At 68.5% G+C, this 15,367-nt stretch carries 13 protein-coding genes and 3 tRNA genes; 10 read left to right on the top strand and 6 right to left on the bottom strand.

The genetic code is table 11. The annotated features are described in order from the left end of the window. Nucleotides 1-58: 58 nt before the first annotated feature. Both EL288_RS17495 and bioB read right to left on the bottom strand, forming a co-directional pair. A complete protein-coding gene (locus EL288_RS17495; protein ID WP_003809351.1) occupies nt 59-934 on the bottom strand; it encodes a hypothetical protein in 876 nt (291 codons plus the stop codon). Next, nucleotides 931-1,938: a biotin synthase BioB gene (gene bioB, locus EL288_RS17490; RefSeq protein WP_033451889.1), complete on the bottom strand. Its 1,008-nt coding sequence runs from the start codon at nt 1,936-1,938 to the stop codon at nt 931-933. Before bioB ends, EL288_RS17495 begins: the two co-directional genes overlap by 4 nt. A 468-nt stretch (nt 1,939-2,406) precedes the next feature. Here bioB and EL288_RS17485 point away from each other — a divergent pair, with 468 nt between their 5' ends. The 3 genes from EL288_RS17485 (at nt 2,407) to EL288_RS17475 (ending at nt 3,797) form a co-directional block, all read left to right on the top strand. Further along, the gene (locus EL288_RS17485) at nt 2,407-2,712 is read left to right on the top strand and encodes a DUF4148 domain-containing protein (RefSeq protein WP_003819749.1); all 306 of its coding nucleotides are present in this window, start codon (nt 2,407-2,409) and stop codon (nt 2,710-2,712) included. Nucleotides 2,713-2,775: 63 nt separating this feature from the next. Continuing rightward, on the top strand, nt 2,776-3,081 hold the full coding sequence (locus EL288_RS17480; RefSeq protein ID WP_003809358.1) for a DUF4148 domain-containing protein: 306 nt from the start codon (nt 2,776-2,778) through the stop codon (nt 3,079-3,081). A gap of 125 nt (nt 3,082-3,206) precedes the next feature. After that, nucleotides 3,207-3,797, top strand: coding sequence for a TetR/AcrR family transcriptional regulator (locus EL288_RS17475; protein WP_003809361.1), 591 nt, complete (start codon nt 3,207-3,209; stop codon nt 3,795-3,797). A gap of 243 nt (nt 3,798-4,040) precedes the next feature. On the opposite strand, the gene EL288_RS17470 is transcribed toward EL288_RS17475, so the two are convergent. From EL288_RS17470 to EL288_RS17455, 4 genes are all read right to left on the bottom strand, one after another. After that, nucleotides 4,041-4,117 (bottom strand) — tRNA-Asp (locus tag EL288_RS17470). A gap of 35 nt (nt 4,118-4,152) precedes the next feature. Then, nucleotides 4,153-4,228 (bottom strand) — tRNA-Glu (locus tag EL288_RS17465). A 26-nt stretch (nt 4,229-4,254) separates the two neighbouring features. Continuing rightward, nucleotides 4,255-4,330: transfer RNA gene (locus EL288_RS17460), tRNA-Ala, on the bottom strand. 119 nt (nt 4,331-4,449) lie between these two features. Beyond that, entirely contained in the window at nt 4,450-5,343 is an 894-nt protein-coding gene (locus tag EL288_RS17455) for an isocitrate lyase/PEP mutase family protein (RefSeq protein ID WP_003809362.1), read from the bottom strand. A 199-nt stretch (nt 5,344-5,542) separates the two neighbouring features. Between EL288_RS17455 and acnA the strand changes: the two genes are divergently transcribed. The 7 genes from acnA (at nt 5,543) to EL288_RS17420 (ending at nt 15,324) form a co-directional block, all read left to right on the top strand. Next, on the top strand, nt 5,543-8,227 hold the full coding sequence (gene acnA / locus EL288_RS17450) for an aconitate hydratase AcnA (RefSeq protein WP_003809365.1): 2,685 nt from the start codon (nt 5,543-5,545) through the stop codon (nt 8,225-8,227). A 24-nt stretch (nt 8,228-8,251) separates the two neighbouring features. Next, on the top strand, nt 8,252-9,625 hold the full coding sequence (locus EL288_RS17445; protein WP_003809367.1) for a dihydroorotase: 1,374 nt from the start codon (nt 8,252-8,254) through the stop codon (nt 9,623-9,625). A 33-nt stretch (nt 9,626-9,658) separates the two neighbouring features. Continuing rightward, nucleotides 9,659-10,378, top strand: a complete 720-nt coding sequence (locus EL288_RS17440) for an isochorismatase family protein (RefSeq protein ID WP_003809371.1) — start codon at nt 9,659-9,661, stop codon at nt 10,376-10,378. 10 nt (nt 10,379-10,388) lie between these two features. Further along, nucleotides 10,389-11,390, top strand: a complete 1,002-nt coding sequence (locus EL288_RS17435; RefSeq protein WP_003809375.1) for a CobW family GTP-binding protein — start codon at nt 10,389-10,391, stop codon at nt 11,388-11,390. Between the two features lie 137 nt (nt 11,391-11,527). Then, a complete protein-coding gene (locus tag EL288_RS17430) occupies nt 11,528-12,547 on the top strand; it encodes a Bug family tripartite tricarboxylate transporter substrate binding protein (protein ID WP_003809378.1) in 1,020 nt (339 codons plus the stop codon). Nucleotides 12,548-12,565: 18 nt separating this feature from the next. After that, nucleotides 12,566-13,951: an FAD-dependent oxidoreductase gene (locus tag EL288_RS17425; RefSeq protein WP_033468140.1), complete on the top strand. Its 1,386-nt coding sequence runs from the start codon at nt 12,566-12,568 to the stop codon at nt 13,949-13,951. After that, nucleotides 13,948-15,324 carry an MmgE/PrpD family protein gene (locus EL288_RS17420; RefSeq protein WP_010926137.1) on the top strand — a complete coding sequence of 459 codons (1,377 nt, stop codon included), beginning with the start codon at nt 13,948-13,950 and terminating at the stop codon, nt 15,322-15,324. The genes EL288_RS17425 and EL288_RS17420 overlap by 4 nt, the downstream gene beginning before the upstream one ends. Nucleotides 15,325-15,367 lie beyond the last annotated feature (43 nt).

The following is a 15,367-nucleotide window of genomic DNA, read 5'->3' as shown; positions in this document are numbered from 1 at the left end:
CAGGCACAAAAGATAGCGGGAGCCTGTCCCCGTTGGGACAGGCTCCCGAGTATTGGAGTTACCACGGCAGCATGGCGGCGATGGCCGCCAGCGCCAATGCCAGGCCGGCCAGGTTGAGCGCGCTCAGGCGTTCGCGAAACGCCAGCGCGCCCACCAGGGTGCCCGCCGTGATGACCCCCATGTTCATCGCGCCGAACACCAGGGCAGGGTGGTCCGGCAGGCTCTGATGGGCGCGCACGTAGGTGAGGATATTGCCGAAGTTGGCCAGGCCCAGCGCCACGCCGGCCAGCGCGTGGCGGGCTTGCCAGCGGGTGCGCCGGATGCACAGGTAGGCCAGCGTCAGCAGGCCCGCGGCCACGAACGTCGCCAGCAGGCCGGCCGAAAACGCCGTGCCGCTGCGCGCGAGCTGCTTGAACAGGATATCGATCACGCCGTAGCCGGCCCATACCGCCAGCGGCCACATCCATGCCGCGCGGCGATCGTCCGGCGCGTCGTCCGCCGCCGCGCCGGCGGGCGCGCGGCGGCGCAGCAGGCAGGCCAGCGCCGCGAACGCCAGCGCGATCGCGGCCAGCTTGCGCGCCGTCAGGCTTTCGCCGAACAGCGCGAAGGCGGCCAGCAGCGGGATGAACAGCGACAGGCGCTGCGCCGCGTCGCTCTTGACGATGCCCGCGTGGCGCACCGAGCGCGCCATGGCGACGAACACCGTGGGCAGCAGCACGGCCAGCGCCGCCAGCACCGGCGCGCCCTGCATGGCCTGGCGCAGCGCCTGCGCATCGGGACGCAGCAGCAGCCAGCACAGGGCCGCCGCCACGGCGTAGTTCACCGCGATGGCCTGGCGCACGTCGATGGCGTGGCGGCGCGCCAGTTTCAGGAGCACCGCCACGGTGACGCTGCAGGCGACGCTGGCCGCCAGGTACAGCAGACCCTGGTTCACGCCTGGCTCGCCGCGCAGGGCAGGCCCTCGGCGCGCATGCCCAGGCGTTGCAGCAGCCGCCGGTCGGCCTCGACCTGCGGGTTGCCGGTGGTCAGCAGCACATCGCCATAGAAGATCGAGTTGGCGCCGGCCATGAAGCACAGCGCCTGCTCGCTGTCGCTCATGGTCTCGCGGCCCGCCGACAGGCGCACCTTGGCCAGCGGCATGGTGATGCGCGCCACGGCGATGGTGCGGATGAACTCGAACGGATCCAGCGTCTCGGCGCCCGCCAGCGGCGTGCCTTCGACTTGCACCAGGTTGTTGATGGGCACCGACTCCGGATAGGGCTCCATGTTCGCCAGCTGGGCGACCAGGCCGGCGCGGTCGCGGCGCGATTCGCCCATGCCGACGATGCCGCCGCAGCACACGTTGATGCCGGCCTCGCGCACCTGTTGCAGCGTATCCAGGCGGTCCTGGTAGGTGCGCGTCGAAATGATCTTGCCGTAGAACTCGGGCGCGGTATCCAGGTTGTGGTTGTAGTAATCCAGCCCGGCGGCCTTCAACTGTTCGGCCTGGCCGTCGCGCAGCATGCCCAGCGTGACGCAGGTTTCCATACCCAGCGCCTTGACCGCGCCGATCATTTCGGCCACCGCTTCCAGGTGATGCGGTTTGGGGCTGCGCCAGGCCGCGCCCATGCAGAAGCGTTGCGCGCCGTTGGCCTGCGCCGCGCGCGCCGCGCGCACCACCTCGTCCAGCGGCATCAGCTTGTCGGCGTCCACGCCGGTATCGTAGTGGGCCGATTGCGGACAGTACGCGCAATCCTCCGGGCAGCCGCCGGTCTTGATCGACAGCAGGCTGGACAACTGCACCGTGTTGGCGTCGAAGTGCTGGCGGTGCACCTGCTGGGCACGATGCAGCAGGTCCAGGAACGGCAGCTCGAACAATTCGGCGACCGCCGCCAGGGGCCAGCGCTCGGCGCTGGGCGGACGGACGGGAGTGGGGACGGGAATGTAGGCCGTATGCATGGGGCGGGGCTCCATAGGGGCGGTGGACGGGCGGCTGGACGCCAGGGCAATGCGGCCGATCGTAGGAACGAATCGGCGATTTGGGCAATATCCCGTATTTAAACGAAAATGAAAGCGTATTGATTGAAATTAGCGGGAATAAGGAGATTTTGCGGCGCGAGCGACGTTAACGCGATGCGATCTTCCCGCAGGCGGAGGCGCCGAATTATTGTTTCCATGTGTAAATAATTGCCGGCCTGAGGCCGATGCGGGCGGTGTTGCCGCCAAGTGCTGTCTTAGCAAGTTACAAAAAAACCCCGAAACAAGGCTTGCGCAATCTATCTACTAGTAGGTAATATTCATCCATCGACGCAGCAATCCCGTTTCATGCGGCATCGATGCAGCAAGGCTTACCGGCCTTTTTTATTTATCGGCTTATCTATCTACACATAGATAGCTCAACGCAGCATCCTCTATCGGAGATTGACCATGAACCGCATCGCTACCGCCCTGATTCTTTCCGCTTCCGTATTCGGCGTCGCCCAGGCCGGCGAGCTGGACTATCCGCCCGCCATCGAAAGCGCCAGCGCCCTCAGCCACGCCCAAGTGCAGGACGAATTGCTGGCCGCCCGCGCCGCTGGCCAGATGAACAGCGCCGAACTGGCTTATCCGCCCGTCGTCGAGCAGGCCGCCACCCAAGTGTCGCGCAGCCAGATCCGCCAGGAACTGAGCGCCGCCAAGGCCCGGGGCCTGGACGCCTCCGGCGAGCTCGACTACCCGCCCGTCGCCGGCTGATATTTCGCCCTGACACCTATCTACGCATAGATCATTTTTCATCACACATCCAGGAGTCTCACCATGAACCGCATCGCTACCGCCCTGATCCTGTCCGCTTCCGTGTTCGGCGTCGCCCAGGCCGGCGAGCTGGATTACCCGCCCGCCATCGAAAGCGCCAATACCCTCAGCCACGCCCAAGTGCAGGCCGAGTTGCAGGCCGCCCGCACCCAGGGGCTGATGGCCGCCGGCGAGCAGGACTATCCGATCACCGCCTACGCCGCCGCCAGCACGGTGTCGCGCGAGCAGGTGCGCGACGAATTGGCCGCCGCGCGCGCCCAGGGCCTGACCGAGTCCGGCGAACTGGCCTATCCGCCCGTCGCGGGTTGAGCCGTGCCGGCCCGCGCGAGCCCGCGCCCCCCCCTGGGCGGCGGGTTCGCTGCGCCGCTTGCCGCGTGAACCCGTTCTGGGTTAACCCGCTATCGCCCCAACCTACGTATAGGTAAAATTCGATCATGGACACGCCAAGCACAAACACCACCCGCGACCAGTTGCTCGACTACGCGCAGAAGTTGATCCGCACGCGCGGCTGCAATGGCTTCAGCTATCGCGACCTGGCCGATCACGTGGGCGTCAAGACGTCCAGCGTGCATTACTACTTCCCGTGCAAGGACGACCTGCTGTACGAAGCCGTCGAGAACTACACCGGCTCCGCGCTGGAAACCCTGCGCGGCATTTCGCCCACGCTGCCCGCCAAGGAGCGGCTGGACGCCTATATCGCCATGGTCGAGTCGCACAGTTGCCAGGCCGACCAGCTTTGCCTGGGCGGGATGCTGGCTGCCGAACTCAACACCTTGCCGGAACGCGTGCGCGCCGCGCTGCAGGCTTTTTTCACGGTCGAGGAAAACTGGCTGGCCAAGGTGCTGGCCGACGGTGCGCGCGAAGGCACGCTGCGCTACGCCAGCACGCCGGAGAAGGCCGCGCGCGCGCTGTTCGCCACGGTGCAGGGCTGTCTGCTGGGCGCGCGCCTGTTCCAGCGCCCGCCCGATCTGCGCGAAGCCCTGGGCGCGCTGTACGTCCAGTGCGGCGCAAGCCCGGCGCACTGAGCGCCCGCGTGTGCCCATGACGAACGGCCGCCGCGAGCGGCCGTTTGCTTGTCTGGCGGCGGATCGGCGCCTGTCCCTGCGGGGACAGGCACGCCGGGGAAGTGGCAGGCGTGGAGGTGGATTGGTGCCTGTCCCTGCGGGGACAGGCACCCCGAGAGTTTGCGGGTGCCAGTCCCCCTGCGGGGACAGGCACCCGGAAAGAAAAAAGCCAGTTGCGTGAGCAACTGGCTTTTCGGAATCTTTTGGCGGAGCGGACGGGGCTCGAACCCGCGACCCCCGGCGTGACAGGCCGGTATTCTAACCAACTGAACTACCGCTCCGCAGCGGCGTAACTTCTACACCATGCCAGACGAACTGGCGTCCCCTAGGGGATTCGAACCCCTGTACTCACCGTGAAAGGGTGATGTCCTAGGCCTCTAGACGAAGGGGACAGGACTTGCACATACCGTCGCGTTACTGGTGGAGGTAAGCGGGATCGAACCGCTGACCTCTTGCATGCCATGCAAGCGCTCTCCCAGCTGAGCTATACCCCCTATGTGTCAAACATAGTGTCGTAAGCGACAGGGCCGCAATTATGCACTATTTTTGGCAGGCCTGCACGGCGCTGCGATCGCGCGGTTTCGCGCGCCGCGCGCACGCCTGGCCGGGGCCGTCAATCGAGCGTGGTCAGCTTCTTTTCCAGCGCCCGCATCGCTTCGTAGCCCATCAGTTCCATGATGTCCTCGATGCCGACCAGCAGGTCGGGGCGGTGGGCCGGCGTGCCGGTGGCGATGACCTGCTTCATTTCTTCCAGCGCGCTGCGCATGCCGTGGATGGCGGCGGCCGGCAGCATGCGCGGCAGGCTGATGCGCTTGACGCCGAGCCGCTTGAGCTCGGGCAGGGGAATGAGCGGCGTGGTGGGGCGCTGGCGCACGCCGAAGCCCATGTTCACGCTGACCGGCACGCCTGCCGCCTCGACGATGCGGCCGATGTCCTCGGCGGTGCGCACCGCGTCGGGAAAGATGACGTCGGCGCCCGCGGCGGCATAGGCCTGGGCGCGGCGCGCGGCGCCCTCGATGCCTTCGACGGCCAGCGCGTCGGTGCGGGCGATGATGACGAAGTTGTCGTCGCGCCGCGCCAGGCAGGCCGCCTCGATCTTCTTCACCATTTCCTCGAGCGGGATCACGTCCTTGCCGGGCATGTGCCCGCAGCGCTTGGGGCTGACCTGGTCTTCCAGGTTGACGCCGGCCACGCCGGCTTCCTCAAACATCTGCACCGTGTGGAAAACGTTCACGGGGTTGCCATAGCCGGTATCGGCATCGGCCGTCAGCGGGATGTCGACCGAGCGCGCAAGCATGCGACAGTGGTTGACGTTTTCCATCAACCCCATCACCCCGATGTCGGCAATGCCGAGCAGGGCGTTGGACAGCGCCGCGCCGCTGGTGCAGGCGGTCTTGAAGCCGGCGGCCTGTACCAGGCGCAGGCTGTAGCCGTCGTAGACGCCCGGCGAGACGATGAATTCGGCCGAATTGAGCAGATCCCGAAATTTCTTGGCGGCGGAGGACATGAGTGACTGGTTCCTTTGAACGGCGAATGGCGGCGCACGGGCGCAGAGTTGCTGCATTATCCGGTTCGGCCCGATAAAGTGTCAACTCTTTTGTCCAAACTTGGTATTTAGCGGCGAAAATCCGGGTTGATTGATATCAATACGGGCTTGTTTTGGTGATTGCGGAATTTACTGTTGACAGTTTAGGGGCTCCGCGCCTATGCTTTCGAGGATGACAAACAGGGGTTACATGAACGCGTCGTTTCTCCATCTGGGCACGCCGATCCATTACGCCGATGTGGCGGCCGCGGCCGCCCGCAGCGGGGTCGAGCTGGCCTCGCTGCCGTACGTGATCCGCATCCTGCTGGAGAACCTGCTGCGCCATCGCGGGCGCGGCCGTCCGGTGCAGGAAGCCGAGATCGAGGCTGTCGCCCATTGGCAGGCCCATATCTCCGAGCAGATCTCGCTGCACGTCGAGCGCGTGATCCTGCCCGACTCGAGCGGATTGCCGGTGCTGCAGGACCTGGCCGCGCTGCGCGACGCGGTGCAGGCCGGCGGCGGCGATCCGGCGCGGGTCGATACCCGCGTGCCGGTCGACCTGATCGTCGATCATTCGCTGCAGGTCGATGCCTGGAGCACGGCAGACGCCGTGCGCCGCAACCTGGACGCCGAATTCGCGCGCAACGAGCAGCGCTACCGTTTCCTCAAGTGGGCGCAGCAGGCCTTCGACGGGTTGCGCGTGTTCGCGCCGGGCACCGGCATCATCCACCAGGTCAATCTCGAGAAGCTGGCAACGGTGGTCAGCACCAGCGAACACGGCGGGCAGCAGTGGGCCTGTCCGGATTTCGTGATCGGGGGCGACTCGCATACCCCCATGGTCAACGGGCTGGGCGTGCTGGGCTGGGGCGTGGGCGGCATCGACGCCGAGTCGGCCCTGCTGGGCCGGGCCTATACGTTTCCGATTCCCGAGGTGGTCGGCGTCGAGCTCAAGGGCGCGTTCCGCAGCCCGGTCACCACCACCGACGCCGCGCTGCTGGTGACGCAGCGCCTGCGCGCCGAGGGCGTGACCGGCTGCATGGTGGAATTCTTCGGCGAGGCCTTGCCGGGCCTGTCGGTGGCCGATCGCGCCACCATCGCCAACATGGCGCCCGAGTACGGCGCCACCTGCGGCTTCTTCCCGGTCGATGCGCAGACGCTGGATTACCTGCGCCTGACCGGACGGACCGCCGAGCACATCGAACTGGTGCGGGCCTATTGCCAGGCCAACGGCCTGTGGCGCGCCGACCCGGCCGCGTCCGCGGTGCGCTACGCGCGAGTCGTGCGCATCGACCTGGCGCAGGCCGAACCCTGCATGAGCGGCCCGCGCCGCCCGCAGGACCGCCTGCCGATCGGCCAGCTGGCCGAAGACTTCCGGCAGCGCCTGCCGCGCCCGGCGGCCGAGGGCGGTTTCGGCCTGGATGCCGCCGCGCTGGCTCGCGCGCCCGGCAGCGCCGGGTTGCGCCACGGCAGCATCGTGGTGGCGGCCCTGACCTCGTGCACCAATACCTCCAATCCGTCGGTCATGCTGACCGCCGCGCTGGTGGCGCGCGCCGCGCGCCAGCGCGGCATCGCCCCGCCCGCCTGGGTCAAGCGTTCGCTCGCGCCGGGCTCGCGCACGGTCACCGACTACCTGGCCGCCACCGGCCTGCTGCAGGACCTCGAGGCGCTGGGCTTCGGCGTCATCGGCTACGGCTGTACCACCTGCGGCGGCAAATCCGGCCCGCTGGCGCCCGAGGTCGCGCAGGACATCGCCGACAACCAGTGGGTGGTGTGCACCGTGTTGTCGGGCAACCGCAATTTCGAAGGGCGCATCCACAAGCTGGCGCGCGCCAACTACATCGGCTCGCCGCCGCTGGTGGTGGCCTATGCCCTGGCCGGGCGCATCGACATCGATTTCTCGCGCGAGCCGATCGCCACCGATGCCGACGGCCAGCCCGTGTGGCTGCACGAGCTGTGGCCCGGCGAGGCGCAGCTGGACGAGATCATGGCGCGCGCCTTGTCGCCGCAAGGCTTTCGCAGGGTCTGGGGCCTGGAGCCCGAAGGCGCGTCGCAATGGCGCGCGCTGGCCGAGGTGTCCGGGCAGCATTGGCAATGGGACGATTCCAACTACCTGGTCGAGCCGCCGTTCTTCAAGGCGCCGGCCCAGCAGTTCGGCCAGCGCCTGGCCGGGGCGCGCGTGCTCGGCCTGTATGGCGATTCGCTGACCACCGACCACATCTCGCCCAGCGGCGAGATTCCCGCCGAGGCGCCCGCGGGCCGGTACCTGCTGGGCCTGGGCGTGGCGCAGCGGGATTTCAACACCTATGTGGCGCGCCGTTCCAACTTCGAGGTCATGACGCGCGCGACCTTCGGCAACATCCGGATCCGCAACCTGCTGGTGCCGGGCACCGAAGGCGGCTATACGCGCCATTTCCCGTCCGGCGAGCAGTTGAGCATCTACGACGCCAGCCGCCGCTACATGGCCGCCGGCACGCCCACCATCGTGCTGGCCGGCGAGGAGTACGGCACCGGCAGCAGCCGCGACTGGGCCGCCAAGGGCACGGCGCTGCTGGGCGTGCGCGCGGTGCTGGCCAAATCATACGAACGCATCCATCGGGCCAACCTGGTGGGCATGGGGGTGATCCCGTTCCAGTTCGAGCGCGGCCAGGGCTGGCGCGAGCTGGGCCTGGACGGCAGCGAGACGTTCGAGTTCTTCGATGTGCTCGATGGCATACGCCAGGGCCGGCCGGTGCGGGTGGCCGCCAGCCGCGACGACGGCATGCGGGTCGAATTCAGCGTCATGCCGCAGGCGCTGACCGAGTCCGAGCGCGAACTGTTGCTCCAGGGCGGCATCCCGGCCAGCGTGCTGGCCGATTATCTGCAGTAATCCCACGAATCAAGGAAAACCGACATGGCACGACCTCTGGATACGCTACTGGCCAACACTCTCGTGTTCCTGGAAGGGCAGGGCCTGGTGCCGGGGAGCATCGGCATCGCCGACGGCCGGATCGCGGTGATCGGCAGCCACGGGCAGGACATGCCCGCCGCGCGCGAGACCATCGATTGCCAGGGCCTGTGGACCTTGCCGGGCGTCATCGACCCGCACGTGCACTTCGGCTTCGGCTCGCCCGAAACCGATTTCGAAACCGAGTCGCGCAACGCGGCCCTGGGCGGCACGACCAGCGTCATTTCGTTCCATCGCTCGGCCGATATCCGCGAGAGTTTCGACGCGGTGCGCGCGCGCGCCGAAAGCCAGAGCTGCATCGATTTCGGCTTTCACTTCGGCATCACCAGCCGCCTGCATGTGGACACGCTCGACGAGATCTCGCGCCGCTTCGGCGTCAGCTCGTACAAGCTGTACATGATGTACAAGGGAGCGGCGGGGCTGTCCAAGGGCTTTACCGATATCGACGACGGCCTGCTGTGGGGCGCGCTGAACGCCACGCGCGCCATCCCGGGCGCGGTGCTGGGCGTGCATTGCGAAAACGTCGAGGTGATCCCGTGGCTGCGCGACCCGCTGCGCGCCGCCGGCCGCGACGACCTGGCCGCCTGGAACGAGCAGAGCCCGGATTTTCTCGAGGCCGAGAACGTGCATCGCGTCTGCTACTTCGCGGGCAAGACCGGCACGCCGGTCAATATCGTGCACCTGAGCAGCCGCGAGGCGCTGCGCGAAGTGCGCCGCCATCGCCACGAAGGGCGCGCAGCGCCCATCTACGTGGAAACCTGCCCGCACTACCTGTTCCTGGACGACCGCAGTCCGGCCGGCACCTATGCCAAGGTGAATCCGCCGGTGCGCTCGGCCGCCGACATCGACGCGATGTGGGAAGGCGTGTGCGACGGCGCGATCACCACCATCGGCTCGGACCACGTGCCGCGCAAGCGCGCCACCAAGGACAAGGATATCTGGGCCGCCAGCAACGGCTTTCCCGGCACCGGCATGATCCTGCCCATCCTGCTGCACGAGGGCTACCACCGGCGCCAGGTGCCGCTCGAGACGCTGATGCGGGTGGCCAGCGGCGCCTCGGCGCGCATCTACGGCATGCCGGCCAAGGGCCGCATCGCGGTCGGCAACGACGCCGACCTGGTCATCGTCGATCCCGACCTGGAGAAGACCGTCGACCCGGGCGAGCTCGAATCGCACGCCGATTACTCGCCGTACGAAGGCATGCGCCTGAAAGGCTGGCCGGTGCGCACGCTGGTGCGCGGCCGCACCGTGGCGCGCGATGGCCGCATCGCCGACGAGGCCCGCCAGACGCCGGGCGGGCGCTATCTGCGCCGCCTTTGATCGATACCCATACCTATTCACTGGAGCATCAATATGTCGGAAACCAAGCGCATCTGGGACGCTTTCCTCACCGAGCGGGACAAAGAGGTATACAAGGCGGCCGGCTACGGCAAGCGGGGCGGCTTCGGCAAGCGGCCGGCGCTGTTCATCATCGACGTGCAATACAACTTCTGCGGCGACAAGCCCGAGGACATCCTCGAAGGCCTGAAGCAGTACCGCACGCACTGCGGCGCCGAGGCATGGGACGCGGTCAAGCACATCGTGCCGCTGCTGGAGCTGGCGCGCGAGAAGAACCTGCCGGTGTTCTACACCGAAAGCGGCCGCCGCAACGACCTGCTCGACAGCGGCGTGCAGGTGGGCAAGAACCATCGCGGCGGCGAGAAGACCGTGCTCGCCAACACTCACGCCACCCGCACCGTCGAGGAGCTGGCGCCGCTGCCGCAGGACATCCGCATCGTCAAGCAGAAGCCGTCGTGCTTCTTCGGCACGATCTTCATGAGCCACCTCAATTTCTTCGACGTCGATACGCTGATCCTGGTCGGCTGCACCACGTCCGGCTGCCTGCGCGCGACCACCGTCGACGCCTATTCGTACAACTTCAAGGTCATCATTCCCGAGGAGGCCTCGTTCGACCGCTTCCAGTCCAGCCACGCCATGAGCCTGTTCGACCTGAACTGCAAGTACGCCGACGTCATCCCGACCGCCGAGGTCGCCGACTACCTGAAGGCGCTGCCGGCGCGCGAAGCGGGTTGAGCGCGGGGCAATGAGCACCATCCCCATCACCCTGCTGACGGGTTTCCTGGGCAGTGGCAAGACCAGCCTGTTGCGGCGCTTGATCCACCAGCCGGGATTCGCGCGCTGCGCGGTGATCATCAATGAGTTCGGCGAGGTCGGGCTGGACCAGGCCCTGGTGGCCGACCAGTCCGACGACCGCGATATCCAGCTGCTCGATTCCGGCTGCCTGTGCTGCCTGGCCAGCAGCGCGATCCAGGATACGCTGGCCTCGCTGTACTACCGGCGCCTGCGCGGGGAAATTCCCTGGTTCGATCGCGTGCTGATCGAGACCTCGGGGCTGGCCGAGCCCGGCCCCATCATCAACGCCGTCTATGGCGACGGGGCGCTGGCGCGCCAGTTCCGCTTCGCCGGCATCGTCACCACCTTCGACGCCGGCTTCGGCCAGGTCGATGTCCAGGCGTATGCCGAAGCGAAGACGCAACTGCTGATGGCCGACACCGTGGTGCTGACCAAGCTGGACCTGCATCCCGAGGCGCGGCACCTGGCCGCATGGCTGGGCGAGCTGAACCCGACTGCCCGGGTCTACGAAAACAGCCTGCCCGACGACACGCTGGCGCGCCTGCTGCTGGACCCGGCGGCGGACCGGCCGGCGCCGGCGGCGCAGGGCCATCCCTCGGCCGGCGCGCCGCAGGCCAGCGCGCTGCGCCACTTGCTGGCCTACGGCATCCACAGCGTGACGGTCGATGTCCCCGATGCCATCGGCTGGCCGGCCTGGGCCGCTTTCGTGCACGAGGTGCAGCGCACATTCGCCGACCGCCTGCTGCGGCTCAAGGGCGTGCTGGCCTTCGAGGGCCAGGGGCGGATGGCGGTGCACGCGGTGCATCACGTGTTTTCCGCGCCCGAGCCGGCCGGGGCCGTACCGCCCGCCCTGGTCGGAAAACTGGTTTTCATCGTGCGCGACATGGAACGCGAGGAGGTCCTGCACGCCGTGCGGCACCTGAGCGGCGCGCCGCCCGCCGATGCTGCGTAGGTGTTAACACCAGCCCACAATCTGTTAACACTTTTATGGTTTTAGGGTAGATTTCTGCCTTGAGCGCTGGATTTTCTGCGATTTCAGTGTCATTCAAGTAACTATTTGCTTAATCTGTCAACATTAAAGGACCAGCCATGAACTTCTTCAACTTTGGATTCCAGCCGGGCGCCGCGCACACGCGCCGCCGGGTCACGGCGACGGTCCTGGCGCTGGCCGCCTGGGCGGCGCTGCCCGCGCAGCAGGCCGCGGCGCAGCCGCAGTGGCCGCAGCGTCCCGTGACGCTGATCGTGCCGTTCGCGCCTGGCGGCCCCACCGACATCACGGCGCGCGTGCTGGGCGAGGCGCTGGGCAAGGAGTGGAAGCAGACCGTGGTGATCGAGAACCGCGCCGGCGCGGGCGGCACCGTGGGGGCGGGTTTCGCGGCCAAGGCCGCGCCCGATGGCTACACGCTGCTGCTGGGCGTCACCGGCTCGCATGGCATCGCCGGGTCGCTCTATCCGAGCCTGACCTATGATCCCAAGGGCGATTTCGAGGCCATCTCCAAGGTGGTGTTCTATCCGAACGCCATCATCGCCAACCCCGATGTGCCGGCCAACAACCTGCAGGAGCTGATCGCCCTGGCCAAGAAGGACCCCAAATACCAGGTGTACGGCACCGACGGCAACGGCACCGCCTCGCACCTGACCATGGAGCTGCTGCGCGAGCGCGGCGGGTTCCCGATGCAGGCCGTGCAATACAAGGGCGCCAGCCCGCTGATCAACGATATCGTCGCCGGCTTCGTGCCGGTCGGCATTACCGGCTTTCCTTCGGCCGAGCCGCAAGTCAAGGCCGGCAAGCTCAAACTGATCGCGCTGACCACCGACAAGGACTACAGCGGCAACGGCTATCCCACCATCGCCGGCCAGGGCTTCCCGGGCTTCGCGGCCGCGCCGTGGTCGGGCATCTTCGCGCCCAAGGGCACGCCGGCGCCGGTCGTGCAGAAGATCGCCGCCGACATCAAGACCGTCATGGCGTCGCCCGCCGTGGTCGAGAAAATGCAGAAGCTGGGCCTGACGCCCAGCGCGGTGACGCTTGCCGATTTCGAGGCCGAGCTCGATCGCGAGCGCGCTTCGTGGGCCACGGCCGTCAAGATCTCCGGCGCGAAAGTACAGTAAGCGCGGGACGCGACGGCGATGGAATTCGATATGGAGTTCGATGTCGTCATCGTGGGGGCGGGCGGTTGCGGCCTGACGGCCGCGGTCGCCATCCACGATGCGTATCCGCAGGCCAGCATCGCGGTGCTGGACAAGGCCGAGCGGGCCTGCGGCAACACGGTGCTGTCCAGCGGCTCGATTCCGGCGGCCGGCACCCGGTTCCAGGAGGCGGCCGGCGTGCACGATACGCCGCGCATGTTTCAGGAGGACCTGCTGACGATCGCCGGCGAGCATGAGGCCATGGACCTGACGCGGGCCCTGACCGAGACCTCGGCCCGGCTGGTCGAGTGGCTGGTCGACAGCGCCCATGTGCGGCTGACCCTGGTCGAGACCTACAAGCACATCGGCCACCGCGTGCACCGCCTGCATTCGCCGCCGTCGCGCCGTGGCGCCGACCTGGTGGACGACCTGCTGCGCGAGTGCGAGCGCCGCGACATTCCGGTGGCATGGAGCAACGCCGTGACCGGCCTGATCGCCAGCGAGGGGCGGCCGCGCGGCGTCGAGTGCGCCACCCCGGACGGGGCGGTCACGCGCGTGGGCGCGCGCCATGTGGTGTTGGCCAGCAATGGCTATGCCGCCAACAAAAGCCTGCTGGCGCGCTTCGTGCCCGAAGTGGCCGCCGCGCCGTACGGCGGCGGCACCGGCAGCGAAGGCGAGGCCATCCTGTGGGGCGAATCGCTGGGCGCGGGGCTGGCCAACATGAAGGCCTACCAGGGCCATGCCAGCCTGGCCGATCCGCACGGCTCGCTGGTCACCTGGACCGTGATCGAGAAGGGCGGCATCATCGTCGACCGCTCGGGCCAGCGCTTCGGCGACGAGAGCATCGGCTACTCGGCCTTTGCCGCGCTGGAGCTGGCGCGCACGGGGCCGTTCTGGGTGATCGCCGATACCCAGGTGCGCGACGTCACGGCGGCCGGGCAGGAAGAATATGCCGAACTCGTCGCGCACGGCGGCGTGCTCGAGGGCTGCCTGGAGGAACTGTGCGCCCGCACGGGCATCGATGCCGCCGGGCTGGCGGCCACGCTGCAGGCGGCGCGCCAGTGCGCCGCGGACGGCGGCGCCGATGCCCACGGGCGCGCGCAATGGGGCCTGGGCCCGCTGGGCGAGCGGCTGACCGCCACGCGCATCGGCCCGGCGATCTTCCATACCCAGGGCGGCCTGCGGGTCGATATCGACGGCCGCGTGCTGACGGACCAGGCTGGCGTCATCGACGGCCTGTGGGCCGGCGGCGGCGCGGCGTGCGGCATCAGCGGCAACCGGGGCAGCCTGGGCTACATGTCGGGCAACGGCCTGTTGTCCGCGCTGGGATTGGGATTGCGCATCGGCCAGGCGATCGCGTCCCGGCTGGGCGAGGAGCAGGCATGACACACGATTTCAAAGGTTCCCTGATGGCCGGCGCCACGCCCACCCGGGCCCTGGCCGACTGGTGCGCCGCGCTGCGCGACAGCCGCCCGTCCGAGGCGGTCCTGCGCGAAAGCGCCCGGCATGTGCTCGATACCCTGGCCGCATGCGCGGCGGGCATGCGCCAGCCCCTGGTGCGCGCCGCCATCGAGCTCGAACGCGGCATCAATGCGCAGCCCGGACCGGTGGCCCTGTTCGGCGGCCCCGAGCGCTGGACCGTGCTGGAGTCCGCCGGCCTGATGGCGGTGGCCTGCCATGCCCTGGAAATGGACGATGGCAACCGCGAGGGCTCCATCCATCCGGCCACCACCGTCGTGCCCGCCGTGCTGGCGCTGGGCTGGCAGCAGGAGGCCGACTATCTCGCGTTCCTGTGCGCGGTCGTGGCGGGCTTCGAAGTGGCGGTCAGCATCGCCGAAACCCTGCATCCGCATGCCAGCCAGCGCGGCTTCCAGACCACGCCGGTCGCCGGGGTGGTGGGCGCGGCGGCCGCGTGCGCGACCCTGCTGGGCCTGGACGGCGCGGGCATCGAAAGCGCCATGGGCCTGGCCGCCAGCGCCTCCGGCGGCCTGTTCGCCTATCTGGCCGGCGGCGGCAACGTCAAGAAATTCCACCCGGGCCATGCCGCGCGCGAAGGGCTGCGCGCCGCGCTCATGGCTCGGCAGGGCGTGGCACAGGGGCCGCGCGGCGTCATCGAGGGCCGTGCGGGCCTGCTGCAGGCGTTCGGCGGCATCACGCAGTGGGATGGCAGCCGCGCGCGCGAACGCGCCGCGCCGGCCATCGCGCGCTCGTACCTGAAGCCCTATCCCTGCTGCCGCCACATCCATCCGGCCATCGACGCCGTCATGGCGCTGAAGGCGCGCGCCGCCTGGCAGGCGGCGGACGTGGCCGCCATCGAGGTCGAAACCTATGGCGCGGCCATGCCGCACGCCCGCCTGCCGTGGGACACCCTCGAAGTCGCCCAGCTGTCGTTTCCCTGGGTCATGGCGCTGGCCTGCGTGGACGGCGAGGTGACCCTGGCCGGCTTCTCGGAAGCGGCGCGGACGCGGCCCGACATCAATGCGCTGGCGGCGCGCGTCAGCGTGGCGCAGACGCAGGAATGCGACAGCCTGTACCCGGCCAGCGGCCCGGCGCGGGTCACGCTGCGCCTGCGCTCGGGCGAGCGCCTGTCGGAGTGGGTGGCCGACCCGCTGGGTTCGGCCGACCGGCCGCTGGCCGACGAGGCGCTGGACCGCAAGGCCGCAGAGGCGTTCGGCCTGGCGTTCCCGGCCGCGAGGGTGCGAGCCCTGATCGGCCAGCTGCGCCGCCTGGAGTCCTGGCCGCTGGCCGAGCTGAATTGAGCACGCCGCCCGCGTGGCCTCACGCGGACGGCGTGTACCGGTT

The organism is Bordetella bronchiseptica (assembly GCF_900636925.1).
Classification (GTDB): domain Bacteria; phylum Pseudomonadota; class Gammaproteobacteria; order Burkholderiales; family Burkholderiaceae_B; genus Bordetella; species Bordetella pertussis.
Note: the sequence above shows the minus strand (reverse complement) of the source record. Positions and strands in the feature narration are given on the sequence as shown.

Excerpts from the sequence above, each read along its gene's own strand:
- acnA (WP_003809365.1), top strand. The coding sequence starts at position 5,543 with ATGCTTTCGAGGATGACAAACAGGGGTTACATGAACGCGTCGTTTCTC.
- EL288_RS17455 (WP_003809362.1), bottom strand. The coding sequence starts at position 5,343 with ATGTCCTCCGCCGCCAAGAAATTTCGGGATCTGCTCAATTCGGCCGAA.
- EL288_RS17435 (WP_003809375.1), top strand. The coding sequence starts at position 10,389 with ATGAGCACCATCCCCATCACCCTGCTGACGGGTTTCCTGGGCAGTGGC.
- EL288_RS17475 (WP_003809361.1), top strand. The coding sequence starts at position 3,207 with ATGGACACGCCAAGCACAAACACCACCCGCGACCAGTTGCTCGACTAC.
- EL288_RS17420 (WP_010926137.1), top strand. The coding sequence starts at position 13,948 with ATGACACACGATTTCAAAGGTTCCCTGATGGCCGGCGCCACGCCCACC.
- EL288_RS17445 (WP_003809367.1), top strand. The coding sequence starts at position 8,252 with ATGGCACGACCTCTGGATACGCTACTGGCCAACACTCTCGTGTTCCTG.
- bioB (WP_033451889.1), bottom strand. The coding sequence starts at position 1,938 with ATGCATACGGCCTACATTCCCGTCCCCACTCCCGTCCGTCCGCCCAGC.
- EL288_RS17430 (WP_003809378.1), top strand. The coding sequence starts at position 11,528 with ATGAACTTCTTCAACTTTGGATTCCAGCCGGGCGCCGCGCACACGCGC.
- EL288_RS17425 (WP_033468140.1), top strand. The coding sequence starts at position 12,566 with ATGGAATTCGATATGGAGTTCGATGTCGTCATCGTGGGGGCGGGCGGT.
- EL288_RS17485 (WP_003819749.1), top strand. The coding sequence starts at position 2,407 with ATGAACCGCATCGCTACCGCCCTGATTCTTTCCGCTTCCGTATTCGGC.
- EL288_RS17440 (WP_003809371.1), top strand. The coding sequence starts at position 9,659 with ATGTCGGAAACCAAGCGCATCTGGGACGCTTTCCTCACCGAGCGGGAC.
- EL288_RS17480 (WP_003809358.1), top strand. The coding sequence starts at position 2,776 with ATGAACCGCATCGCTACCGCCCTGATCCTGTCCGCTTCCGTGTTCGGC.